A 22,882-nucleotide genomic window follows, 5' to 3' on the forward strand; every position below is an offset into this window, starting at 1 on the left:
GTTGTTAATCCTCCCCTCGCCGGGTGGCGGGGCGTTAGCACTCATGATGTACGAGTGATAACGACGCATAGCTAGGGAGTTCAAATCCCCGAGTCAACAAGCTATGAGGGTTTTTTTGACGCGGGGTCCTATTCCGGCTGCTCCCAACTATAGGCCCAGTGCTTCAGCCCCTCCTGCCCGGCTACGGTCAGGCAATAGACGCCCTTCTCGACTTTATCGAACCAACCATAGTGATTGTCACGCATCAGGCGGGTGGCTTCAGAAACGCCGGTGGCCTTGGCGACCTCGGCCCCCTTGGTGGCTCCCTGTTCGGCAAGATGGGCGGCACATCTCAAAGCATCCTGACGGTAGGCAGTAACGATCCCATGGCGCGTGGCGCCTCCGGCGTTGGGGTCACCCTCCAACCGATCAAATTCGCGCAACAACCGGGCAGCCTTGGCCTTGTTTTTGCGCGGCGCATAGGGGCCGGGATCGCATTGCACCTCAACAGCACCGTCTGCGCGGACAGTGATCAGACCCAATCCCAAACGTCGGCACAGCGCAATATTGTCCTTCAAAGCACGTCGTGCTGTGCGCCCTGTCGGTTTGCTTACCCCGATATAGACCTGATCCGTTACTTTCAGCCGGGTGATGGCCTGATGGAACAACGCCAATGAAAAGCGCAGCTTCAACTCGACAATTACCGGCTCCTCGCCATCACGAACGGCTACGATATCAGCCGCGCCAACCTCACCTTTGACGGTGTAGCCCTGACGCTCTAACAGCGTTTTGATGGGGGGATAGAGGTCCTGCTCGCGGTTCATCCTGCCATGCTAGGCGTTTTGCTGTGGAATGCCAGACACAGATCAGCCTTACCCTCATCCAAGTCGCTTGAACCGACACCTTGAGCAAGGCAAGGTCGCGACACATATAAGTACTTGGTTTAACGGGATGGTGCCGATGCGATTTCTTTTTGTCTTCCTCTTTTCGCTTTTGCCGTTGGCGGTTCATGCCGCCTGCGAAGGGCGGGATCTAAGGCCCGACATATCGGCTGAGATGCAAGAGGAACTGCAGCTGGCCTTGAAAGATTTCTCATTTCCCGAAGGCAACCACTGGACGGCCACGAAAGACGACACGATTCTGCACCTGATTGGTACTGTACACACCAACGATCCGCGTATGGATGCTGTGGTCGAAAGACTGGCCCCGACGCTCAGCCAAGCCGACGCGTTCTATTTCGAGGTAACACAATCCGAAATGGACGCTTTCGAAAAGCAACTGGCGCAAGACCTCAGCCCTGTTCTGATCACGTCCGGGCCCACATTGATCGACATGGTGTCAGAAGAAGACTGGGCTGCGCTGTCCAAGGGGCTGGCCGATCGCGGCATTCCCGGCTGGATGGGAGCGAAAATGCGCCCATGGTTCCTAAGCATGACCCTTGGCATCCCACCTTGCATGATTCAGGACCCGGAAGCCAATCACGGGATGGATGCACGCCTGACCGATCTGGCAGCCGAGCATGACATTCCGCAACTCTCGCTTGAACGCATCGAAGACCTGATGGCGATGTTCGATGAATTCCCCATGGAACAGCAGGTGCAATCTCTGGTGCGCATGGCGGACGCATTCGAAAGCAGCGAAGACCAGTTGGCCACCATGCTGAACGCCTATCTGGAAGAAAAACACGGCGAGATCATCCAGTTCGCCCGCCTTCAGGGGCTGGAAGCTTCGGGTCTTTCAGAAGAAATCTTTGACGAGGAATGGGGCGGTTTCGAACAGCAGCTTCTGGTCGAACGCAACAACAACTGGATGCAGCATATTCTGGGGATTCAGGATCAGATGGCCGTAATCGCAGTCGGCGCTGGTCATCTGGGTGGAGAGCACGGGTTGCTCAATCAGCTTGAGCAGGCCGGATACACACTGGAACGGGCCGCATTCTGAGGCAAAGATCACCCTTCGTCGCAGTTTACGCGAGGGCGGGTGACAAGCCCGCAGGACCGCCCTATAAGGCGCGCAAAATGACCATCCTCAGGACCCTGACATGACAACCCTCGTATTTGGACACAAATCCCCCGACACCGATTCCACCGGCTCTCCGATCCTGTGGTCTTGGTACCTGAACGAAGTGAAAGGCGAACAGGCTGAACCCGTTCTGCTGGGCGAGCCAAACACCGAGGCAGCCTTTATGCTGCAACGCTGGGACCTGCCCAAGCCGCGCATCATCGCGGACGTGGACGCGGACGCGCCGGTTGTCATCGTAGACACCAACAACCCCGCCGAACTGCCCGCCAGTGTCAACAGCGCCGACATCCGGGCCATCATCGACCACCACAAGCTGGTCGGTGGTTTGGAAACCAAAGGCCCGATCGACATCACCGTGCGCCCGCTGGCCTGCACCGCGACTATCATGGTTGACCTGATGGGCGACGACGCAGCCAAAATGCCCGACGCCGTCAAAGGCGCCGCGCTCACCTGCATCCTGTCGGATACGCTGGAATTCCGCTCGCCCACCACCACCGCGCATGACCGCGCCGTGGCCGAGAAATTGGCCGCTGAACTGGGGCTGGACGTTTCGGCCTATGCTGCCGATATGTTCGCAGCAAAATCGGACGTGTCTTCGTTCTCGGACGCTGAACTGATCCGCATGGACAGCAAGGAATACGAGGTCGATGGCACCAAATTCCGCGTCTCGGTTCTGGAAACCACCGCTCCGGGCGTTGTGCTTGATCGTAAAGACAGCCTGGCCGCATCAATGGTCGGCGTCGCCAAGGAAGACGGCGTAGATCAGGTTCTGCTGTTCGTGGTCGACATCCTGAACGAGGAAGCCACTCTGCTGGTCCCCAACGAGCTGGTCAAATCCGTCGCCGAGAAAAGCTTTGGCGCAAGCGTCGATGGCGATGCGGTTGTTTTGCCCGGCATCATGAGCCGCAAAAAACAGATCATCCCGAACCTCAAGGTCTGATCTGCCAACCCTGCGATTGGAAAGGCGCCCCCTCAGGGCGCCTTTTTTGTTTGCGCCTAAAGATTTGCGAGATCCGTTTCCGTTGGTAATCTGTGCCAAGATACCTTGGGAACACGGGCCAAACCAATCACATGAGCATGCTCAGCTATAGCACGACGCGGGATATCCTGCGGTTTGAAGGCAAGGACCAAGCTGCTTATTGGCGACGCTTTGCCATGCTACTGACCCTGTCGGTGGTCATTGCCACAATGGGCATGCTGCGCAATTCCGGCGCAGTTGTAATCGCTGCAATGCTGGTTGCCCCCCTGATGACGCCAATCCTTGGAATCGCGGCAGCCATGGTTATGGGGTGGCTCAAGCGGGCGCTGTTTCTGGCCTTGACCGTCTGTACCGCAGCGTTCCTAAGCGTTCTGCTGGCCTGGTTTCTGGTTTACATCGCGGACGTACCTAGGGGCATATTGATCCCCGATCAGGTGCTGGCACGGACTGACCCGGGCACCGAAGACCTGATCGTCGCGCTGGCCGCTGGCGTGGCGGCAGCATATGTGCAGATCAACAGGTCAGAGGCCAGCTTGCTGCCCGGTGCCGCGATTGGTGTGTCGCTTGTGCCACCGTTGTCGGCTTCGGGCGTTTTGTTGTATTTCGGAGAACCCGCTGACGCCTATGAAGCCGGGTTGCTGTTTGCGACGAACCTTGGGGCGATTATCCTATCCGCCTGCACTGTCTATATCGTCTATGCCGCGCGGTCGGTGATGTTTAGCAAGGGCAAACGCAAACTCAGCTTTACGGCCAGCGTTTTCGTTACCCTTGCGTTTCTGGCTGTCGTGGTCCTGCAATTGGGGAAATCCACGTATAACCGGTACCTTGAAACCAGAACCGAGGCCAGCGTCGCTCAGGCGATCCGCGATTGGGCCGACCCGGTTTCGGTCGAGATCATCCGCATCGACGTCAGCGCTAAGCGCAAACACGCAGACCTTTGGCTGATCGTCGACCTGCCCATCGAAGCCGCCTTTAAGGTGTCCTCGATCGCGGGATTACTGCCTGAGAGCCTGCGAGAAACGCCATTGGTGGACGTATTGGAGGATGAGCTGGGGCCTGGCTACCTGATTGTCGTAAGGTTCCAGAACAGAATTGGTGCGCAACTCATACTGGGGACCGAGAATGTCCAGCAGGCTCCGGACGTAGACAAGCTGTCAGAAGAAAACTGATAGGCACCCACACAAACGTCAGGAAATTGCATTGCGGGATGGTCAAAGCGCATCAGCTTTGCCATAGCTGACGCAAATGCGATATCTGTGCCCGGGGGCGATCAAATGACCCAGATCATTCATACACTTTCTGACATTTCTGACCGATACAAAGCCCTGTTCGTGGACCTATGGGGCTGCGTCCATAACGGCATCACCGCCTACCCCGAGGCAGTCGCGGCTTTGCAGGACTACCGCGCCAAGGGCGGAGTTGTTGTATTGGTCACCAACTCCCCTAAACCCCGCGCGGGCGTGGCAGAGCAACTCGTGCAGTTCAAAGTCCCAGAAGACGCCTATGACACAATTGCCAGCAGCGGCGATTCTGCCCGTTCAGCGATGTTCCAGGGCGCAGTCGGTGAGAAAGTTTACTTTATGGGGGAGTGGGAGCGGGATGCAGGTTTTTTCGAGCCGCTGAAGCTTTTGCATCATCCCATCCAGATTGAGCGCGTTCCCCTCAGCGAAGCCCAGGGGATCGTCTGTTGCGGCCCGTTTGACCCAATGGCGGACCCGTCCGTGAACCGCGCAGATTTCCTTTTTGCCAAGCAAAAGGGCATGAAGTTGCTTTGCGCCAACCCAGACATTGTTGTTGATCGCGGTGAGGTGCGGGAATGGTGCGCCGGCGCTTTGGCCAAGCTTTACACGGACATGGGGGGCGAAAGCCTGTATTTCGGCAAACCACATCCGCCAATCTATGATCTGGCACGTCGCAGGTTGCAGGAACTGGGTCACGACTTGCCTGATGGCGACCTTTTGGTGATCGGTGACGGGCCTCATACTGACATTCTGGGCGGAATGGGCGAAGGGATTGATTCTCTGTTCATCTCGGGCGGGCTGGCCGCCGCTGAAACCAAAACGTCGCACCATCCCCACCATGAATCCCTAACCGATTATATTGCAAGGGAAAACATCAATCCAACCTACACAATCGGCCGATTGCGCTGATCAGAAAGGGCTTGATTTTCTGCGCTTGCGAAGTAATAAAGTTGCCAAATACGGGCAGCTTTGGTTTTTTTGTTGCCCAATCGAATCGAGTGAGGGCGACATGTTGGACAATCTTCCACGCGGCACGATCTGTATTGAAGACATCGAAATGGGCATGACCCGTCACCTGCGCAAAGTGGTGACGGACGAAGATATCGAGATGTTCGCGCAGGTTTCGACCGACCGTAACCCGGTGCATCTGGATGACGACTACGCCCGCGATACAATTTTCGAAGGCCGCATCGCCCATGGCATGCTGACAGCGGGGTTGATCTCGGCCGTGATTGGCGAGCAATTGCCCGGCCATGGCACCGTTTACATGGGGCAGTCGCTAAAGTTCCTTGCGCCCGTCCGTCCGGGCGACATGGTCTATGCCGAAGTCAAAGTGATCGACATCGACTTTGCAAAGCGTCGGGTCAAGCTGGATTGCCACTGCGCGGTTGACGGCAAAAAGGTGGTTGTTGGCGAAGCCATGGTGCTGGCGCCGTCGCGCAAGTTCGACTGACCTCTCAACCTCTTGAACACCGGCTGTAGTCCCGTTAGGCAGTCGCTATGCGCATCATCCGGGATTTTCAGTTTGTCGAGCCTCAAGACCGTGGCGCCAGCGTGGCCATCGGCAATTTTGACGGCGTCCATATCGGTCACCAGTCGGTTATTGAACTGGCGCGGAACGCCGCGCCGGATGCACCGCTTGGTGTGATGACGTTTGAACCGCATCCCCGCGAATACTTCGCCCCGGATTCTCCGCCCTTTCGCCTGATGCGAGGCAATGCACGTGCGCACCGGTTGCAGAAACTGGGCGTGAAGAAGTTGTACGAACTCCCCTTCAACGCTGCGCTGGCCGGGCTGACGCCCGAGCAGTTCGCGCACTCGGTGATTTGTGAGGGGCTTGGGCTATCGCATGTGGTTGTCGGGTCGGATTTCTGTTTCGGCAAGGGTCGAAGCGGAACGGCAGAAGATCTGGTGCGTTTTGGAAATGAGATGGGTTTTGGGGTGACAATCGCGCCGTTAATGGAGCGATCCGAAAACATCGTGTCTTCGACCGCGATCCGCACCGCGTTGACCGAAGGCAGACCGCGTGATGCTGCCACGATGCTGGGCCACTGGCACCGGATTGAGGGCAAGGTGATCGGTGGCGAACAGCGCGGGCGTGAACTAGGCTATCCCACCGCGAATATGTCGATCGAGGGGCTGCATCCTCCGAAATTCGGCGTCTATGCGGTGCTGGTCGATGTGCTGGATGGCCCGCATCAGGGCAGCTATCATGGCGCGGCCTCGGTGGGCACGCGCCCGATGTTCAACGGCGAAGTCCCCAATATCGAAACGTTCCTGTTTGATTTCTCGGGCGATCTTTATGGCGCGACCCTCTCGGTTGGTTTGGTTGAATACCTGCGCCCCGAGATGACGTTTGACGGGTTGGACGAGCTGATCACCCAGATGGATACCGATTGCGACACGGCGCGCGCGCTGCTGGCAGCGCTATGACCACCGATCCGATCGACCGCAATGGTCTGACCACCCGGTTCTGGGAACGCAAGCCGCTAACCAAGATGAACCAGCGTGAGTGGGAAGCCCTGTGCGACGGCTGCGGCAAGTGCTGTCTGAACAAGCTGGAAGACGAAGACACCGGCGAGGTCGCCCTGACCTGCGTCGCCTGCCGCCTGCTGGATGATGAGACCTGCCGCTGCACGCAATATGACATCCGCCACCAGTTCGTGCCGGAATGCATCGTTATGAAGCCCGACAATATCGACAGCCATGCCTATTGGCTGCCCCAGACCTGTGCCTATCGGCTGCTGTGGGAGGGTAAGCCCCTTTACGACTGGCACCCTTTGATATCTGGTACGCCCGACAGCGTACATGCCGCCGGAATCTCGGTTCAGGGGCGCACGGTGTCCGAGTTCGAAACCCCCATGGAAGAGTGGGAAGACTATATCATCGAGGAGCCCAGCTGATGTATTTCGCCTCTGACAATTCCGGGCCGGTTCACCCGCAGGTCATGGCCGCCTTGAACGCGGCCAACGAAGGCTATCAGATGGCCTATGGCGCTGACACGCTTATGAACGAAGTGCGCGACCGCATCCGTGGGACATTTGAGGCTCCGGGAGCGGCGGTCTATCTGGTGGCGACCGGGACAGCGGCGAATTCGCTGGCGCTGGCAACCCTGACCAACCCTTGGGATACCGTGTTCTGCTCTCCGGTTGCGCATATCCACGAAGATGAATGCAACGCGCCTGAATTCTTCTCTGGCGCGAAGCTGACGCTTGTCCCGGGCAGCGACAAGATGGACCCCGACGCGCTGCGTGGCGCAATTCTGGCAGAGGAAACCCGCGGCGTACACGGCCCCCAACGTGGACCGGTGTCCATCACACAGGTGACCGAGCGCGGGTCGGTATATTCGTTGGGTGAATTGCAGGCGCTGTGCGGCGTGGCAAAAGAATACAGTCTGCCCGTGCACCTTGACGGCGCGCGTTTTACCAACGCTCTGGTTGCGCTGAACTGTTCTCCGGCCGAGATGACATGGAAATCAGGGGTGGATGTCGTCAGTTTTGGCGGCACTAAAAACGGCCTGATGGGCGTTGAAGCCGTTGTGTTCTTTGACGAAACAAAGGCTTGGGAATTTGAACTGCGTCGCAAACGCGGGGCGCACTTGTTTTCCAAGCACCGTTACCTATCGGCGCAAATGGCGGCTTATCTTCAGGATGATCTGTGGCTGACAATGGCGCGTCAGGCCAATGCCAACTGCGCACGGCTTGCGGACGGGCTGCGCGCAAAAGGGGCCTCATTCCTGCACGAACCACAAGCCAACATGATCTTCGCCGAGTTTTCGCGCGCGCGACACAAGCAGTTGCACGACGCTGGCGCGGTCTATCACCTGTGGGGCGCGGACCTTGATGGCGCAGACGAGGAAGAACCCCTCGCCTGCAGGCTGGTTTGCGACTGGTCAATAAGTTCGGATGATATCGACCGCTTTCTCGCTTTGCTCTGAAAACTCTCAGAGCAAAAGCCAGCTTATTCAGATAACCCGGTGGTTTCCCAGAAATTCTGCACAAGTTTTGCGGTAGCCGCGGGATGGGAAATCGGCAGCATATGCCCGGCACCTTCGACGACGTCGTAAGACGCGTTGGGCAGACGGTTCTGTAAACCCTGACCGATCACAGGCATGACGGGGTTCGATTTTGTACCGCTCAGGATCAAAATGGGCATGGTTGTACGATCCAGAACGCCGGGCTTCAAAAAGCCCTTTTGGTCGTCAAACACCGCCTCTTTCACGGCTGGAACGACCGGCACGCCCCGTATCATCGCAGCGCGGGTCTTTTCCTGCATTTCTGTCCATCGTGGGCTGACATCCGCGCTCCACATCCTGTTGAACAGACGAGCGGCCAGTTGCATGTCCCCAGCGACCAAGGCATCGGCATAAGGCTGCGCCTCTTGATCATGGCGCGCAAGAACGTCGGGCGCATCCAGCGCGGCCACGGCAAAGAAAACCGGTTCTATCAACACGGCACTGCGGACGCGGTCCGGGTATTCCAGGGCAAGCCGCAGCGCTACCATCGCACCGAAGGAATGGCCAATAACATCCATAGGCTCGGTCAACAGATCGGCAGAGAAACCGGTCGTAAGATCAAAGAAATCCCCCTGCCCGTCCCAATCCGGGCTGTACCCATGCGAAAGCATGTCCGGAGCGGTCAAAGTGGCCTGGCCATCCAGCGCTGAGGTCAGGCCGGCCCACACGCCAGAATGTGCGATTGTGCAATGAAGGGCGAGCACTTTGCGCGCGCCCTGTCCAAGTGTTCTGACGAATACAGGAGACGTCACTGTTCCGTCGTTCACCCCTTCATCTCCGACAGGTGCCGATCCAGATCGTCCAGTCGATCCTGACCCCAGAACCGCTGACCGTCTTCAGTTATATAAAACGGGGCACCAAATACACCGCGGTCGACGGCTTCTTCCAGATTCGCGGAATATGTCTCGGCCCCGACCAGCAGGCCGCTATCGGCAAGCCCCGGATCAAACCCGGCTTGCGTCAGGCAGTCGCGGATCACATCATCCTGCGCTATGTCTTTTTCCTCGGCCCAGCACGCGCGAACGAAGGAATGAACCAGCTTTCCAATATCCCCTGATCCATCCTTGATTGCAGCGATTACCGCATAGGACGATGGCGCTGCATTGGTCGGCCAATGCGCGGGTTGCAGGTTGAAAGCCATACCCAAATTTTTCGCCGTTCGTTGCAGATCCTGCGCACGGTACTCGATGCGCGATATATGCCGATCCTTTGGCGGTGTTCCCCCCGTGCGGCCGAAAAGGGCCATAATATCCAGCGGTTTGTAGTTGATTGTCGCGCCGTGCTTCGCCGCCACCTCTTCCAGCCTGGTTCCGGCAAGATAGGTAAAGGGCGAGAGTGTCGCAAAATAGTAGTCAATGGTGGCCATGTTCACTTTCTCCGCTGCGTTATCTTTGCGAGACGGTAAGGCCATGATAAGCGGTGTCAACATCACGAATCTGTCACATTGCTATTGCTGCCCGGGGAAAAACAGCCGATGCCGACACTCAACGAACCCAAGCTGATTGCTGGGAACGCCAACCTTCCTCTTGCCGAAACCATCTCGCGACGCATGAGCCTGTATCGCGGCGTTGATCAGGGATTGGTCGATGCGCGCGTCGAACGGTTCAACGACGGCGAGATTTTCGTCGAAGTTTTCGAAAACGTGCGGGGCGAGGACATGTTCATCGTCCAGCCAACCTCGAACCCGGCAAACGACAACCTGATGGAACTGCTGATCATCGCCGACGCGCTGCGCCGTTCATCCGCGCAGCGGATCACCGCCGTGATCCCTTATTTCGGCTACGCCCGTCAGGACCGCCGCACCAAAGCGCGCACGCCGATTTCCGCCAAGCTGGTCGCTAACATGCTGACCGGTGCCGGGATCGAACGCGTTTTGACCATGGATCTGCACGCCGCTCAGATTCAGGGGTTCTTTGATATTCCGGTGGACAACCTTTATGCCTCGCCGATCTTTGCGCTGGATGTGAAAAACCAGTTCAAAGATAATCTGGACGAGATCATGGTGGTTTCTCCCGACGTGGGTGGGGTTGCACGCGCGCGGGAACTGGCCAAGCGGATCAACGCACCCCTGTCGATCGTGGATAAACGCCGCGAGAAGGCTGGTGAAGTGGCTGAGATGACCGTGATCGGCGACGTGAAAGACAAGATCTGCCTGATCGTAGACGATATGTGCGACACGGCGGGAACGTTGTGTAAGGCGGCGCAGGTGCTGCTGGATAACGGCGCCAAAGAAGTACATTCTTACATCACTCACGGTGTCATGAGCGGCCCCGCAGTCGAGCGCGTGACCAATTCGGTGATGAAATCTCTGGTGCTGACAGACACAATCCAACCCACCAAAGAGGTCGCCAAGGCCAAGAACATCCGCATCGTTCCGACCGCGCCGATCTTTACACAGGCGATCCTGAACATCTGGAATGGCACAAGCGTGTCGTCCCTGTTCGAGGACAAGACCCTGACCCCGATCTACGAGTCTATGTACCATATGGACTGATCTGAACGGGCGGCCCACCAGCCGCCCTTTTTCGTGACCACCAAGTCAGGAGCTTCCCGTGACAGCCCCCAAACGTATTGTTCTTTCCAGTGACCACGCCGCAATCGAACTGCGCCAGGCGGTAGGCAACCACATCTCGGCCCAAGGCTGGGAAGTCATGGATATCGGCCCGACCTCGCCGGAAAGCACCCACTATCCTCTGCATGGCAAGGCCGCAGCTCAGGCCGTTGCCTCGGGCGATTGTGCGCTTGGGATCATTCTGTGCGGCACCGGTCAAGGGATCATGATGGCCGCCAACAAGGTGCCCGGCATCCGCTGTGGTGTTTGTTCCGATGCGTTCTCGGCGCGGATGATCCGTCAGCACAATAACGCCAATATGCTGTCCATCGGCGCGCGTGTCGTTGGCGAAGGTCAGGCGCTGGACATCGTGGACGCTTTTCTGAACGCCGAATTCGAAGGCGGCCGCCACGCTACCCGCGTGGACATGATCGAACCTCAGGACGAGTGAATACGGCCAAAACTCTTGATCAGTGGCTTATGAGATATCCCAATCATCGTCATGGGCCACCTCACCAATCGCAGTCCATTTCACGCGAATTCGGGCGATGCGCGTGTCTGACCACGTACGGAACACAGCATTGAATCCGTTGACCGTGACATCTTCGGCCACGACTTCTGCGCGCAACGGCGCGGATGTGTCTACATCCCAAAGCGAAATGTTGACCTGAACCACAGGTACAGAGCGGAACGGCTGGCTAAACGAAACAGCCGAGCGCCTTTCCCGCGCGCCCTCGCCTGTCCACATATCCCCGCCGTTCGAAAAGTCAGAAAATAAGACCGTTTCGCCTTGGTCGATACCAATCGGGTGTGTTTGAAAAACCTTCATTTATGTCTTCGATTTTTGTTCTTTACCAATTATTCCGACAGCTTAGTCGGAGGCATTGTCAAAAGCACGACAAAAAAACGGCCCCGCTTTTGCAGGGCCGTCTTACTATCCGGGTATGATATGAACCTTACAGGCTCATATGTGTCCCAAGTGCTTCCATGTCAGCCAGCAGCTTGGCTGCATCGTCAACGATCGACTGATCCTCACCGGCCTTGGCAGCCTCGTGCGAAGCACGGGCCTCGGCGATCAGGTCATCCAGGTGCGACCGGGTCACTTCCGCAACCGGAATGGCCTTTTCTGCCAGAACCGACATGCTATCGCCGTTGATCTGGGCAAACCCGCCAGTGACCAGGTATTCGCTGGCTCCGGCAGGTGCCTCAACCTTCAGCAGACCGGGGCGCAGCGTGGTGATGGTGGGGGCATGATCGGGCATCGCCGTCATGTCCCCGTCCGCGCCGGGTAGCTGGACCGCAGTGGCCTCAAGCGAAGCAAGGCTCCGCTCGGGGCTGACGAGGTCGAATTGCATCGTGTTTGCCATCAGGGATACTCCTTAGGCGGCTTCTGCGGCCATCTTTTCCGCTTTGGCGATCACTTCGTCGATGCCGCCAACCATCAGGAAGGCCGCTTCGGGCAGGTGATCGTATTCGCCAGCCACAACGGCTTTGAACGACGAGATAGTCACGTCCAGAGGAACCTGAACACCCGGCGAACCGGTGAAAACTTCGGCCACGTCGAACGGCTGCGACAGGAAGCGTTCAATCTTACGGGCACGGGCCACGGTCAGTTTGTCTTCTTCCGACAGTTCGTCCATGCCGAGGATGGCGATGATGTCCTGCAGCGACTTGTAGCGCTGGAGGATCTGCTGAACGTCGGTCGCAACCGCGTAGTGTTCTTCACCCACAATCGCGGGGTCCAGCAGACGCGAGGACGAGTCGAGCGGGTCAACAGCCGGGTAGATACCCTTTTCCGAAATCGCACGGTTAAGAACGGTGGTCGCATCCAAGTGCGCAAACGAAGTTGCCGGCGCGGGGTCGGTAAGGTCGTCCGCAGGCACGTAGATCGCCTGCACCGAGGTGATCGAGCCCGACTTGGTCGAGGTGATGCGTTCCTGCAGGGCACCCATGTCGGTTGCCAGTGTCGGCTGGTAGCCCACAGCCGAAGGAATACGACCCAGCAGAGCCGAAACCTCGGAACCCGCCTGCGTGAAGCGGAAGATGTTGTCGACGAAGAACAGAACGTCGGTACCGGATTGGTCGCGGAACTGCTCGGCCAGGGTCAGACCAGTCAGAGCAACACGCGCACGCGCTCCCGGAGGTTCGTTCATCTGACCGTAAACCAACGCCACCTGCGATTCCGACAGGTTGTCGGGCTTGATGACGTTCGATTCGATCATCTCGTGGTACAGGTCGTTCCCTTCACGGGTCCGTTCACCAACACCCGCAAACACCGAGAAGCCCGAGTGCACTTTTGCGATGTTGTTGATCAGTTCCATGATCAGAACGGTTTTACCAACGCCGGCGCCGCCGAACAGGCCGATTTTACCGCCTTTGGCGTAGGGGGCCAGCAGGTCAACAACCTTGATGCCGGTCACCAGGATTTCCGACTCGGTCGACTGCTCCGCGAACTCAGGCGCGGGCTGGTGGATTGCGCGGGTTTCCGACGCAACAACGTCGCCTTTTTCGTCGATCGGCTCGCCGACCACGTTCAGGATGCGGCCCAGGGTGGCGTTGCCAACCGGAACCGAGATCGGTGCGCCGGTGTCGGTTACAACTTCGCCACGGACCAGACCTTCGGTCGCGTCCATCGCGATGGTGCGGACGGTGTTTTCACCCAAGTGCTGAGCAACTTCCAACACCAGGCGCTTGCCGTTGTTGGTGGTTTCCAGCGCGTTCAGAATTTCAGGCAGCTGATCTTCGAAGTGCACGTCGACGACGGCCCCGATGATCTGTGTGACTTTGCCTTTTGCATTCGCCATGTTTCGTCTCCGGTATGTCTCTACAGCGCTTCGGCGCCGGAAATAATTTCAATCAGCTCGTTGGTGATCACGGCCTGACGCGAGCGGTTGAACTGGATCGTCAGCTTGTCGATCATCTCACCCGCGTTGCGTGTCGCGTTGTCCATTGCGGACATCCGTGCACCCTGTTCAGACGCTCCGTTTTCGAGCAGAGCGGAGAAGATCGCGGTCGCAACCCCCTTGGGCAGCAGGTCGGCCAGAATGGCCTCTTCGCTGGGCTCGTAATCGAAAATGGCACCGCTGTCGTCACCCGCTGCGTCGTCCTCGAACGAAGCAGGAATGATTTGCTGTGCCGTCGGGATCTGGGTCACGACGTTGACGAACTTCGAGTAGAAGATCGTGGCAACATCGAACTCAGCCCCGTCAAAGCGGGACAGGATGTCCTTTGCGATGTCCTGCGCGTTGGTGTACCCAATGCGCTTGACCTCGCTCAGGTCGACATGTCCAACGAACAGATCGCCCAAATCGCGCTTAAGCGCGTCGCGGCCTTTCTTGCCGACGGTCAAAACCTTGACCGTCTTGCCCTTGCCGCGCAGCTCTTCCGCCTTTTGGCGGGCCAGCTTGGCGATGTTCGAGTTGAAGCCGCCGCAAAGGCCGCGTTCAGCTGTCATCACAACCAGCAGATGCACATCATTACTGCCCGTACCACGGAGCAGCTTGGGGGCGCTGTCGCTGCCCCCGACCGAAGCCGCCAGCCCCGCCATCACGGCATTGAACCGCTCGGCATAGGGGCGCGAGGCTTCGGCAGATTCCTGGGCGCGGCGCAGTTTTGCTGCCGCGACCATCTGCATGGCCTTGGTGATCTTGCGGGTCGATTTGACCGACTCGATCCTGTTTTTAAGGTCCTTCAGACTAGGCATCGGAACCCCCCGTTACGCGAAGGTCGCGGCGTATTCGTCGATCGCTGCCTTGATCTTGTCGGACGCGTCACCTTTGATCTTCGGATCTTCGTCGGTGATCCACTTCAGCAGGTCGGCGTGCTTGCCGCGCAGGTGCGCCAGCAGACCGGCCTCATAGCGGCCAACGTCCGAGACGTCGATCTTGTCGAGGTAACCGTTGGTGCCTGCGAAGATAACGCAGACGATTTCCGCGTTGGTCAGCGGCGAGTACTGCGGCTGTTTCATCAGCTCGGTCAGACGCGCACCACGGTTCAGCAGCTGCTGGGTCGCGGCGTCAAGGTCGGAACCAAACTGCGCAAAGGCAGCCATTTCGCGGTACTGAGCCAGCTCCAGCTTAACCGGACCGGCAACCGACTTCATCGCGTCAGTCTGAGCCGACGAGCCCACACGCGAAACCGACAGACCGGTGTTCACAGCAGGACGGATCCCCTGATAGAACAGTTCGGTTTCCAGGAAGATCTGACCGTCGGTGATCGAGATCACGTTGGTCGGAATAAAGGCAGAAACGTCACCACCTTGGGTTTCGATAACCGGCAGCGCGGTCAGCGAGCCTGCACCGAAATCTTCGTTCAGCTTGGCCGAACGCTCCAGCAGGCGCGAGTGGAGGTAGAAAACGTCACCAGGATAAGCTTCACGTCCGGGGGGACGGCGCAGCAGCAGCGACATCTGACGATAAGACACAGCCTGTTTGGACAGGTCATCATAGATGATCAGCGCATGACGGCCATTGTCACGGAAGAATTCAGCCATCGCAGTCGCGGCGTAGGGTGCCAGGAACTGCATCGGCGCCGGGTCGGACGCGGTCGCAGCCACAACGATCGAGTATTCGATCGCGCCGGATTCTTCCAGCTTCTTCACCAACTGCGCAACGGTCGAACGCTTCTGACCGACGGCCACGTAGATGCAGTACAGTTTCTTCGACTCGTCGTCGCCTGCTGCGTCGTTATAGACTTTCTGGTTCAGGATGGTGTCCAAAGCCACGGCGGTCTTACCGGTCTGACGGTCACCAATGATCAGCTCACGTTGGCCACGGCCAATCGGGATCATCGCGTCAACCGATTTCAGGCCGGTTGCCATCGGCTCGTGCACCGATTTACGCGGGATGATGCCGGGGGCTTTGACGTCCGCAACACCACGCTTCGATGCGTTGATCGGGCCTTTACCGTCCAGCGGGTTGCCCAGACCGTCAACAACGCGGCCCAGCAGCTCGTCACCAATCGGAACGTCCACGATCGAGTTGGTGCGCTTAACAGTGTCACCTTCTTTGATGTCGCGGTCAGAACCGAAGATAACGACACCGACGTTGTCGCTTTCCAGGTTCAGGGCCATGCCCATAATGCCGCCGGGGAATTCGACCATCTCACCGGCTTGCACATTGTCCAGGCCATATACGCGGGCGATACCGTCGCCGACGCTCAGCACGCGGCCGATTTCGGCTACTTCGGCTTCCTGACCAAAATTCTTGATCTGGTCCTTCAGAATTGCAGAAATCTCTGCAGCTTGGATTCCCATTTATCCGACCTCTTTCATTGCATTCTGTAGGGAGTTCAGCTTCGAACGGATCGAACTGTCGATCATCTTCGAGCCGACTTTAACGACAAGACCGCCGATGAGGCTTTCATCAACGGTCGCATTGATTGTCACGGTTTTGCCCACACGCTCGGACAGCGTTTTGGACAGTTTATCCATTTGCGTCTTAGTCAACGCCTTGGCCGAGGCGACATCGGCGGTCACTTCGCCGCGCTCTTCGGCCAGCATGTCGCGCAGAACCTGAATCAGTTGCGGTGCAACAAATAGGCGGCGTTTCTGCGCCATCAGACCCAGCGTATTGCGCAGGATGGCATTCAGACCCATTTTTTCGGCAATTGCAGTAATGGCGCCTTCCTGTTCGGCGCGTGAAACCAGAGGCGAGGCAATCAGGTCGCGCAGTTCGGCGCTGTCGCCCAAAGCTGCTGCCAAATCGTTGATTCCGGTTTCCAGACCTGCAAGGTCCTTGTTCTCTTTCGCGATCTCGAAAATCGCCGTGGCATAGCGTTCAGCTATGCCTGTGGAAATCGAAGCTGGTTCGGACACGTCCACCCTTCCGAATATTAGGCCCCGAAAAACCGCGCGCGCAGCCATCCCGGGGGCGTGAAGAAACCCCGCCCTTACGGCCGGGGATCAAAATCACCGGGGATGTAGCAGAGCCGAACCCAGCTAGCAATACGTTATAATCCCCTCCGCGTTATCCACAAAATACGCCATTTCAAACGCTTACGGTGGGTGCGACCCTTTTTTCCTGCTGGAGGGCGCGAAAAATGTTACCAAACTGTAAGTTTTTGCGATTCCCGCGGCCTTTTTGCCGCAATTTCTACGCCCGACGCGGCGTAAAACGCCTAGCTTGGCCTAGGCCGGTTTTAGCAGACCATCAAGCGCCTTAATTGGACGCCGTTCAGCGTCTTTCGTGACGCTGCCGCTGGGCGGTCGGATATGCTTGGTCACTTCGACCATCAACACCCCACCCGCCATGATCGTCGGCAGACGTTGTCCGGTTTTTTCAATCAAGCTTCCAGATTTCAGCCAGAACCGACGGAACGATGGCGGCAGATACAAAGCTGAGCAATGGTTTTCAGGGATAAAATGATGGGACTTGAGCTGGCTCTCAAGCTGCGACGCCGAATAAGGGCGGCCAAATCCAAAAGGCGTGCGATCTGTCCGCGACCATAGCCCGGCCCGGTTGGGCACAATAAAAAATGCCCGGCCTCCGGGCCCCAAGACACGCCAGCATTCGTCCAGCAATTCGCTGGGGCGCTGTGATGTCTCAAGACCGTGCATGACGACCAGCTTGTCGACATGACCCGTTTCAATCGGCCACAGTGTCTCTTCCGTCAGGACGGACACGTTGGGCAAACCCGCAGGCCAAGGCATCACCCCCTGAGGGCCCGGCATCAAACCGATCACCCGCCGCGCCTCGGTCAGATAGGGCCGCAATAGCGGGACGGCAAAGCCGAAACCGACCACTGTTTGCCCTTTGGCTTCGGGCCATAATTCCGTCAAACGCCCGCGTATCGCAGCCTGCGCCGCACGACCCAGGGTGCTGCGGTAGTAAAAGTTCCTCAGATCCTGCACATCAAGATGCATTGCGGACACCCGGTCAATCGGCTTAGCTTCGGCGCAGTCTAGCAACGAAAGGGCAAAAGGCCATGCCTCTTGAGATCGTCACCATCCCATGCCTAAGCGATAACTACGCTTTTTTGGCCCATGACGCAGAAAGCGGCAACACCGCATTGATCGACGCGCCAGAGGCCGGCCCCATTCTAGCCGAACTGGAAAACCGGGGATGGACGCTTAGTCACGTATTGTTAACCCACCATCATTTCGACCACGTGGACGGCCTGCCCGCCATTCTCGAGAAACACCCGGCCAAGGTGATCGGGGCTGCCGCCGACGCACATCGCCTGCCGCCGCTGGATCAACAGGTTGCCGAGGGCGACCAGTTCGAGATTGGTAGAGAGCCCGTGCAAGTCATGGATGTCTCGGGCCATACAGTCGGGCATATCGCATTCTACATGCCACAGAGCTCTGTCGTTTTCACTGCCGATAGCCTGATGGCCCTTGGCTGCGGTCGCCTGTTTGAAGGCACCGCGCCACAAATGTGGGCCTCGCTGTCGAAACTGGCCGCCCTGCCCCATGACACGTTGGTATGCTCGGGTCACGAATACACGCAGTCTAACGGGAAATTCGCGTTAACTGTCGATCCTGATAACACGGCACTGCAGGTGCGTGTCGCAGATATCGCACGCGCCCGCGCTGCCAATGAGCCTACAGTGCCGTCCTCATTGGCGCTGGAAATGGCCACAAATCCGTTCCTTCGCGCCACAGATCCGGCGATTCAGGCGCATCTTGGGATGGAAAATGCCGATCCTGCTGCAGTTTTCGCAGAAATCCGGGCTAGAAAAGATCGCTTTTAGTGCTTATTTCGCGCTCTTCACGGCCACGGTCACAATAAATGTGACTGTCAAGTGAAAGAAAACCCTTGAAGCCGGGCCGCGATCAACCAAACTCTAATAGTATGAGGACATGGTTGGGATGGGGATCCGGCCTAAAGCCCGCGCCCCTTCCGACCCAAGACAGAGGAGCACCCGCGTGCCTTCATTCTCGAGCACATTAGAACAAGCCATTCACGCGGCCTTGGCTGCTGCGAACGAACGGCGACATGAATTTGCAACGCTGGAGCATCTGTTGCTGGCGCTGCTGGAGGAACCTGATGCCATCCGCGTCATGAAAGCCTGCAGCGTTGATCTGGATGAACTGCGAAGCACTCTGGTCGAATTCATCGACGAAGACCTATCAAACCTTGTCACGGATATTGATGGATCCGAAGCGGTTCCAACGGCGGCCTTCCAGCGCGTGATCCAACGCGCCGCGATCCACGTGCAAAGCTCGGGCCGGACCGAAGTGACCGGTGCCAACGTGTTGGTTGCAATCTTTGCTGAACGCGAAAGCAACGCAGCCTACTTCCTGCAGGAACAGGACATGACCCGCTATGACGCGGTGAATTTCATAGCGCATGGTGTCGCCAAGGACCCCGCCTATGGCGAGAACCGGTCGGTTTCAGGCGCGGACCAGGTCGAGGAAGAAGTTCAATCCACTGCGGGCGAAGGCGAGCAGAAAGAAAGCGCGCTTGGAAAGTACTGCGTCGATCTGAACGTCAAGTCCCGTGCGGGCGACGTGGATCCGCTGATTGGGCGCTCGGACGAGGTTGAACGCTGCATTCAGGTGCTTTGCCGCCGCCGAAAGAACAATCCGCTGCTGGTGGGGGACCCCGGTGTAGGCAAAACCGCCATTGCCGAAGGTCTGGCCCATAAAATCGTCGCGGGTGAAGCCCCCGATGTGCTGTCCGAGACGACGATTTATTCGCTCGACATGGGCGCATTGCTGGCGGGCACCCGCTATCGCGGTGACTTCGAAGAGCGGTTGAAAGCGGTTGTGACCGAACTGGAAGAGCATCCCGATGCCGTGCTGTTCATTGACGAAATTCACACGGTGATCGGTGCTGGCGCCACGTCTGGTGGCGCGATGGATGCGTCAAACTTGCTGAAACCCGCACTGCAGGGTGGCAAGCTGCGTACCATGGGTTCGACCACATACAAAGAATTCCGCCAGCACTTTGAAAAAGACCGCGCCCTCAGCCGCAGGTTCCAGAAGATTGATGTGAACGAGCCTTCGGTCGAGGACAGCGTGAAGATTTTGCGCGGCCTCAAACCCTATTTCGAAGAGCATCACGCCATCAAATACACCGCAGACGCAATCAAAACGGCGGTGGAATTGTCGGCGCGGTACATCAACGACCGCAAACTGCCCGACAAGGCGATAGACGTGATTGATGAGGCCGGTGCCGCACAGCATCTGGTCGCGGAAAGCAAACGCCGTAAGACCATCGGCGTGAAAGAGATCGAGGCTGTCGTAGCCAAGATTGCGCGCATCCCGCCCAAGAACGTCACCAAGGACGATGCCGAAGTTCTGAAAGACCTTGAGACATCGCTGAAACGGGTGGTGTTCGGGCAGGATGACGCCATCGTCGCGCTCTCGAGCGCGATCAAACTGGCGCGGGCTGGCCTGCGTGAGCCCGAGAAACCCATCGGCAACTACCTGTTCGCCGGTCCGACCGGTGTGGGTAAAACCGAGGTGGCTAAACAACTGGCGGATACGCTGGGTGTGGAACTGCTGCGCTTTGACATGTCGGAATACATGGAGAAACACGCGGTCTCGCGCCTGATCGGTGCGCCTCCGGGCTATGTCGGGTTCGATCAAGGCGGCCTGCTGACCGATGGCGTTGATCAGCATCCGCATTGCGTCCTGCTGCTGGACGAAATCGAGAAAGCGCACCCGGACGTGTTCAACATCCTGTTGCAGGTAATGGACCACGGGGAGCTGACCGATCACAACGGCCGCACGGTGAATTTCCGCAACGTTGTACTGATCATGACTTCGAATGCCGGTGCGCAGGAACAGGCCAAGGCCGCCATCGGCTTTGGGCGGGACCGCCGAGAAGGTGAAGACACCGCCGCGATCGAACGGACCTTCACGCCGGAATTCCGCAACCGTCTGGACGCGGTGATCTCGTTCGCGCCGCTGCCGAAAGAGGTCATTCTGCAGGTTGTCGAGAAATTCGTCCTGCAGCTTGAGGCCCAGTTGCTGGATCGCAACGTGACCATCGACCTGACACCCAAAGCCGCCGAATGGCTGGCCGACAAGGGTTATGATGACAAGATGGGCGCGCGTCCGCTGGGCCGCGTCATTCAAGAGCACATCAAGAAACCGCTGGCCGAGGAGTTGCTATTCGGCAAGCTGGCCAAGGGCGGTGTGGTCCGTGTCTCAGTCAAAAAGGGTGATCTGAACCTGGAAATTCTCGGCCCAGATCAGCCGCGTATTCCGGGCGACAAGCCGCCATTGCTGACAGCGGACTGAGAATTCCTCAAACACTGACACAAAGCCCGCCATCTTCTGATTGGCGGGCTTTTTTCGCCTACAGCAACACATCTCAAACCCGCAATGTCGTCGTTGGCTACAGGCCCTGCAGCGGTTTCATTTGATCAAGGCGGAACTGAACATACTTGTTCCCGCCTGGACCTCGATCATAACGGCGATCTGTCGGCAAATGGGACAGCGCGCGCCCCTCGGTCAGGTCATTACCGCTCGGTCAGCTTCAACTCGATCCGGCGGTTTTGAGCGCGGGCATCTGGCGTGTCGGCAGGGTTGACGGGTTGGAATTCTCCGAAACCGTTGGCTGCCAGCCGTTCGGGCGGGATGCCTAGCGCGTCGACCATGTAACGCACCACCGACAGGGCCCGCCCCTGACTCAATTCCCAGTTGTCGCGGTAACGCCCTGTCCCGGCCAGCGGTACGTTGTCCGTGTGGCCATCGACTCTGATAACCCAGTTCAAACCGTCTGGAATCTCGGCGGCCACGGTTCGCAGAATACTCGCGACTTTGGCGACTTCTAACTGCCCCTCTCCGGACAGAACGGCCGAGCCTGTGTCGAAAAGAACCTCGGACGAAAATACGAACCGGTCACCTTCGATCCGAACACCTTCCTGATCACCCAATACATCACGCAACCGGCCAAAGAACTCTGAGCGGTAGCGTTGCAGGTCTTCTGCTTGGGCTACCAGTTCCTCATTCTGACCTGACAAGGCCTCAGCCTCGGCTTCCAGACGGAGGCGTTCGGCTTCCTCCAGCAAGCGGCGCCGGCGTTCCTCTGATGCAGCCCGTGCGAGGGCAGCGTTCAAATCCTGACCCAGCGACTGGATCTGGATATCCGCGGCCGCATTGCGCTCTTCATAGTCGTCAAGCAAAGCCTGCAGCCCACCCAGTTGCTGTCGCAAAGCGGCCATCTGCTGATTTAATAAGGCCGCCTCACGCTGCGCTTTTTCGGAAATCGTCTGCTCAGCCGAAAGGGTGTCGCGCGCGACCGCAAGCAGGGCTGCGCGCTCTTCGGCCAACGTCCGTTGCGCCTGAGCCTCATCCTGTGCTTCGATCTGCGCGGCAAGAGCAGCCTCAAGCCGGGCCTGAAGGTCTTGCGCGCTCAACTCTCCGAACTGCCGCTCCAATTCAGCCTTTGCAGCTTGCGCCGCCGCCAAAAGGGTAAGAGTGTCCTCAGCCTCTTTGCGCTGCGCTTCAAGCGCCAATGTCATAGCCGTTAGTTCCGCGTCAGCGTCTTGCAGCCTGTTGCGCAGGTTCTCGGCCGCTGCGGCTTCGGCCAGTCTTGCGGCCTCTTCGGTGCTCAGTTGGTCCTCAAGTTCCGTGATTAGCGCCGACTGCGCAGTCTCGGTTTGCTCAAGATCAGCGATCAGCGCTTCAAGCGCCTCGCGCCGGGCAGCGGCAAGGCGCGCGGCCTCGGTCTGTTCGTCAATTTCGGCGCGGCTTTGGGCAAGCGCCAGATTCAACGCGTCTTGCTCGGTCAACAGTTCATCGCGCTCGGCCTCAAGCCCCGCAATGGCGCCTTCCGCCCGTTCTTGTTCCGCCAATAACGCAGTAACCTGATCCTCGAAGTCCGTCAGGCGAATTTGGGCTTGCACAAGTTCGGTTTCGACCTGCGACAAGGTTGAATTCAACACCCCGAGTCTTGCCTGCAAACGGCTGTTTTCGCGCTCTTCCAAACCCAAAGCACCGGCGAGTGCAGCGATTTCATCAGACAGCGCCGTCAGTTCATCTTCTTGCCCCGAGATCGTTTCGCGCAAGACAAACTGTACGACCATAAAAATGGTCAGCACGAATGTGAGAACCATCAACAACCCTGTGATCGCGTCCACAAATCCGGGCCAGACCGACCCCTGGAACCGTTGACCAGTGCGACGGGACAGCGCCATAG

Annotated in this window: 23 protein-coding genes; 12 read left to right on the top strand and 11 right to left on the bottom strand. The window is 58.1% G+C overall.

Annotated elements, in window-relative coordinates:
* Positions 1 to 128: 128 nt before the first annotated feature.
* Positions 129 to 803, bottom strand: coding sequence for a DUF2161 domain-containing phosphodiesterase (locus RUESEDTHA_RS03365; protein ID WP_180884356.1), 675 nt, complete (start codon positions 801 to 803; stop codon positions 129 to 131).
* Positions 804 to 939: 136 nt separating this feature from the next.
* Between RUESEDTHA_RS03365 and RUESEDTHA_RS03370 the strand changes: the two genes are divergently transcribed.
* The 8 genes from RUESEDTHA_RS03370 to RUESEDTHA_RS03405 all read left to right on the top strand — a co-directional run bounded on the left by RUESEDTHA_RS03370 (position 940) and on the right by RUESEDTHA_RS03405 (position 8,158).
* Entirely contained in the window at positions 940 to 1,920 is a 981-nt protein-coding gene (locus tag RUESEDTHA_RS03370; protein ID WP_180884358.1) for a TraB/GumN family protein, read from the top strand.
* A gap of 100 nt (positions 1,921 to 2,020) precedes the next feature.
* On the top strand, positions 2,021 to 2,941 hold the full coding sequence (locus RUESEDTHA_RS03375) for a manganese-dependent inorganic pyrophosphatase (RefSeq protein WP_180884360.1): 921 nt from the start codon (positions 2,021 to 2,023) through the stop codon (positions 2,939 to 2,941).
* A gap of 137 nt (positions 2,942 to 3,078) precedes the next feature.
* Positions 3,079 to 4,149, top strand: a complete 1,071-nt coding sequence (locus tag RUESEDTHA_RS03380) for a DUF389 domain-containing protein (protein WP_180884362.1) — start codon at positions 3,079 to 3,081, stop codon at positions 4,147 to 4,149.
* A gap of 105 nt (positions 4,150 to 4,254) precedes the next feature.
* A complete protein-coding gene (locus RUESEDTHA_RS03385; protein WP_180884363.1) occupies positions 4,255 to 5,130 on the top strand; it encodes an HAD family hydrolase in 876 nt (291 codons plus the stop codon).
* 100 nt (positions 5,131 to 5,230) lie between these two features.
* A complete protein-coding gene (locus RUESEDTHA_RS03390) occupies positions 5,231 to 5,674 on the top strand; it encodes a MaoC family dehydratase (protein WP_171120225.1) in 444 nt (147 codons plus the stop codon).
* 47 nt (positions 5,675 to 5,721) lie between these two features.
* Positions 5,722 to 6,654, top strand: coding sequence for a bifunctional riboflavin kinase/FAD synthetase (locus RUESEDTHA_RS03395; RefSeq protein ID WP_180884365.1), 933 nt, complete (start codon positions 5,722 to 5,724; stop codon positions 6,652 to 6,654).
* A complete protein-coding gene (locus RUESEDTHA_RS03400; RefSeq protein ID WP_180884367.1) occupies positions 6,651 to 7,124 on the top strand; it encodes a YcgN family cysteine cluster protein in 474 nt (157 codons plus the stop codon). Before RUESEDTHA_RS03395 ends, RUESEDTHA_RS03400 begins: the two co-directional genes overlap by 4 nt.
* Positions 7,124 to 8,158: a low specificity L-threonine aldolase gene (locus RUESEDTHA_RS03405; protein ID WP_180884368.1), complete on the top strand. Its 1,035-nt coding sequence runs from the start codon at positions 7,124 to 7,126 to the stop codon at positions 8,156 to 8,158. Before RUESEDTHA_RS03400 ends, RUESEDTHA_RS03405 begins: the two co-directional genes overlap by 1 nt.
* Before the next feature lie 23 nt (positions 8,159 to 8,181).
* Here RUESEDTHA_RS03405 and RUESEDTHA_RS03410 read toward each other — a convergent pair whose 3' ends face one another.
* Together RUESEDTHA_RS03410 and RUESEDTHA_RS03415 are read right to left on the bottom strand one after the other, a co-directional pair.
* Positions 8,182 to 9,003, bottom strand: coding sequence for an alpha/beta fold hydrolase (locus tag RUESEDTHA_RS03410; protein ID WP_180884370.1), 822 nt, complete (start codon positions 9,001 to 9,003; stop codon positions 8,182 to 8,184).
* The gene (locus RUESEDTHA_RS03415; RefSeq protein ID WP_180884372.1) at positions 9,000 to 9,602 is read right to left on the bottom strand and encodes a 2-hydroxychromene-2-carboxylate isomerase; all 603 of its coding nucleotides are present in this window, start codon (positions 9,600 to 9,602) and stop codon (positions 9,000 to 9,002) included. The genes RUESEDTHA_RS03410 and RUESEDTHA_RS03415 overlap by 4 nt, the downstream gene beginning before the upstream one ends.
* Before the next feature lie 108 nt (positions 9,603 to 9,710).
* Between RUESEDTHA_RS03415 and RUESEDTHA_RS03420 the strand changes: the two genes are divergently transcribed.
* Positions 9,711 to 10,730: a ribose-phosphate pyrophosphokinase gene (locus tag RUESEDTHA_RS03420; protein ID WP_171120214.1), complete on the top strand. Its 1,020-nt coding sequence runs from the start codon at positions 9,711 to 9,713 to the stop codon at positions 10,728 to 10,730.
* A 58-nt stretch (positions 10,731 to 10,788) separates the two neighbouring features.
* On the top strand, positions 10,789 to 11,238 hold the full coding sequence (gene rpiB / locus RUESEDTHA_RS03425) for a ribose 5-phosphate isomerase B (protein ID WP_180884374.1): 450 nt from the start codon (positions 10,789 to 10,791) through the stop codon (positions 11,236 to 11,238).
* 27 nt (positions 11,239 to 11,265) lie between these two features.
* On the opposite strand, the gene RUESEDTHA_RS03430 is transcribed toward rpiB, so the two are convergent.
* The 7 genes from RUESEDTHA_RS03430 to RUESEDTHA_RS03460 all read right to left on the bottom strand — a co-directional run bounded on the left by RUESEDTHA_RS03430 (position 11,266) and on the right by RUESEDTHA_RS03460 (position 17,649).
* A complete protein-coding gene (locus RUESEDTHA_RS03430; RefSeq protein ID WP_180884376.1) occupies positions 11,266 to 11,616 on the bottom strand; it encodes an H-type lectin domain-containing protein in 351 nt (116 codons plus the stop codon).
* A gap of 127 nt (positions 11,617 to 11,743) precedes the next feature.
* Entirely contained in the window at positions 11,744 to 12,154 is a 411-nt protein-coding gene (locus RUESEDTHA_RS03435; protein ID WP_171120208.1) for a F0F1 ATP synthase subunit epsilon, read from the bottom strand.
* A 12-nt stretch (positions 12,155 to 12,166) separates the two neighbouring features.
* Positions 12,167 to 13,591, bottom strand: coding sequence for a F0F1 ATP synthase subunit beta (gene atpD, locus RUESEDTHA_RS03440; RefSeq protein ID WP_171120206.1), 1,425 nt, complete (start codon positions 13,589 to 13,591; stop codon positions 12,167 to 12,169).
* 20 nt (positions 13,592 to 13,611) lie between these two features.
* Positions 13,612 to 14,490: a F0F1 ATP synthase subunit gamma gene (locus tag RUESEDTHA_RS03445; protein ID WP_180884378.1), complete on the bottom strand. Its 879-nt coding sequence runs from the start codon at positions 14,488 to 14,490 to the stop codon at positions 13,612 to 13,614.
* 12 nt (positions 14,491 to 14,502) lie between these two features.
* The gene (gene atpA / locus RUESEDTHA_RS03450) at positions 14,503 to 16,041 is read right to left on the bottom strand and encodes a F0F1 ATP synthase subunit alpha (RefSeq protein WP_171120202.1); all 1,539 of its coding nucleotides are present in this window, start codon (positions 16,039 to 16,041) and stop codon (positions 14,503 to 14,505) included.
* Positions 16,042 to 16,602: a F0F1 ATP synthase subunit delta gene (locus RUESEDTHA_RS03455; RefSeq protein ID WP_180884380.1), complete on the bottom strand. Its 561-nt coding sequence runs from the start codon at positions 16,600 to 16,602 to the stop codon at positions 16,042 to 16,044.
* A gap of 312 nt (positions 16,603 to 16,914) precedes the next feature.
* Positions 16,915 to 17,649 carry a class I SAM-dependent methyltransferase gene (locus tag RUESEDTHA_RS03460; protein ID WP_180884382.1) on the bottom strand — a complete coding sequence of 245 codons (735 nt, stop codon included), beginning with the start codon at positions 17,647 to 17,649 and terminating at the stop codon, positions 16,915 to 16,917.
* Positions 17,650 to 17,711: 62 nt separating this feature from the next.
* Between RUESEDTHA_RS03460 and gloB the strand changes: the two genes are divergently transcribed.
* Entirely contained in the window at positions 17,712 to 18,479 is a 768-nt protein-coding gene (gene gloB / locus RUESEDTHA_RS03465) for a hydroxyacylglutathione hydrolase (protein WP_180884384.1), read from the top strand.
* 175 nt (positions 18,480 to 18,654) lie between these two features.
* Entirely contained in the window at positions 18,655 to 20,979 is a 2,325-nt protein-coding gene (gene clpA, locus RUESEDTHA_RS03470; protein WP_171120196.1) for an ATP-dependent Clp protease ATP-binding subunit ClpA, read from the top strand.
* 221 nt (positions 20,980 to 21,200) lie between these two features.
* Here clpA and RUESEDTHA_RS03475 read toward each other — a convergent pair whose 3' ends face one another.
* Positions 21,201 to 22,880, bottom strand: a complete 1,680-nt coding sequence (locus RUESEDTHA_RS03475) for a peptidoglycan -binding protein (RefSeq protein ID WP_180884386.1) — start codon at positions 22,878 to 22,880, stop codon at positions 21,201 to 21,203.
* Positions 22,881 to 22,882 lie beyond the last annotated feature (2 nt).

Origin of the sequence: Ruegeria sp. THAF57, assembly GCF_903914075.1 — a bacterium.
Classification (GTDB): Bacteria; Pseudomonadota; Alphaproteobacteria; order Rhodobacterales; family Rhodobacteraceae; genus Ruegeria.

What these genes read in the sequence shown, in the direction of transcription:
- RUESEDTHA_RS03365 (WP_180884356.1), bottom strand. Translation starts at nt 803, where the DNA reads ATGAACCGCGAGCAGGACCTCTATCCCCCCATCAAAACGCTGTTAGAG.
- RUESEDTHA_RS03370 (WP_180884358.1), top strand. Translation starts at nt 940, where the DNA reads ATGCGATTTCTTTTTGTCTTCCTCTTTTCGCTTTTGCCGTTGGCGGTT.
- RUESEDTHA_RS03375 (WP_180884360.1), top strand. Translation starts at nt 2,021, where the DNA reads ATGACAACCCTCGTATTTGGACACAAATCCCCCGACACCGATTCCACC.
- RUESEDTHA_RS03380 (WP_180884362.1), top strand. Translation starts at nt 3,079, where the DNA reads ATGCTCAGCTATAGCACGACGCGGGATATCCTGCGGTTTGAAGGCAAG.
- RUESEDTHA_RS03385 (WP_180884363.1), top strand. Translation starts at nt 4,255, where the DNA reads ATGACCCAGATCATTCATACACTTTCTGACATTTCTGACCGATACAAA.
- RUESEDTHA_RS03390 (WP_171120225.1), top strand. Translation starts at nt 5,231, where the DNA reads ATGTTGGACAATCTTCCACGCGGCACGATCTGTATTGAAGACATCGAA.
- RUESEDTHA_RS03395 (WP_180884365.1), top strand. Translation starts at nt 5,722, where the DNA reads ATGCGCATCATCCGGGATTTTCAGTTTGTCGAGCCTCAAGACCGTGGC.
- RUESEDTHA_RS03400 (WP_180884367.1), top strand. Translation starts at nt 6,651, where the DNA reads ATGACCACCGATCCGATCGACCGCAATGGTCTGACCACCCGGTTCTGG.
- RUESEDTHA_RS03405 (WP_180884368.1), top strand. Translation starts at nt 7,124, where the DNA reads ATGTATTTCGCCTCTGACAATTCCGGGCCGGTTCACCCGCAGGTCATG.
- RUESEDTHA_RS03415 (WP_180884372.1), bottom strand. Translation starts at nt 9,602, where the DNA reads ATGGCCACCATTGACTACTATTTTGCGACACTCTCGCCCTTTACCTAT.
- RUESEDTHA_RS03420 (WP_171120214.1), top strand. Translation starts at nt 9,711, where the DNA reads ATGCCGACACTCAACGAACCCAAGCTGATTGCTGGGAACGCCAACCTT.
- RUESEDTHA_RS03430 (WP_180884376.1), bottom strand. Translation starts at nt 11,616, where the DNA reads ATGAAGGTTTTTCAAACACACCCGATTGGTATCGACCAAGGCGAAACG.
- RUESEDTHA_RS03435 (WP_171120208.1), bottom strand. Translation starts at nt 12,154, where the DNA reads ATGGCAAACACGATGCAATTCGACCTCGTCAGCCCCGAGCGGAGCCTT.
- atpD (WP_171120206.1), bottom strand. Translation starts at nt 13,591, where the DNA reads ATGGCGAATGCAAAAGGCAAAGTCACACAGATCATCGGGGCCGTCGTC.
- RUESEDTHA_RS03445 (WP_180884378.1), bottom strand. Translation starts at nt 14,490, where the DNA reads ATGCCTAGTCTGAAGGACCTTAAAAACAGGATCGAGTCGGTCAAATCG.
- atpA (WP_171120202.1), bottom strand. Translation starts at nt 16,041, where the DNA reads ATGGGAATCCAAGCTGCAGAGATTTCTGCAATTCTGAAGGACCAGATC.
- RUESEDTHA_RS03460 (WP_180884382.1), bottom strand. Translation starts at nt 17,649, where the DNA reads ATGCATCTTGATGTGCAGGATCTGAGGAACTTTTACTACCGCAGCACC.
- gloB (WP_180884384.1), top strand. Translation starts at nt 17,712, where the DNA reads ATGCCTCTTGAGATCGTCACCATCCCATGCCTAAGCGATAACTACGCT.
- RUESEDTHA_RS03475 (WP_180884386.1), bottom strand. Translation starts at nt 22,880, where the DNA reads ATGGCGCTGTCCCGTCGCACTGGTCAACGGTTCCAGGGGTCGGTCTGG.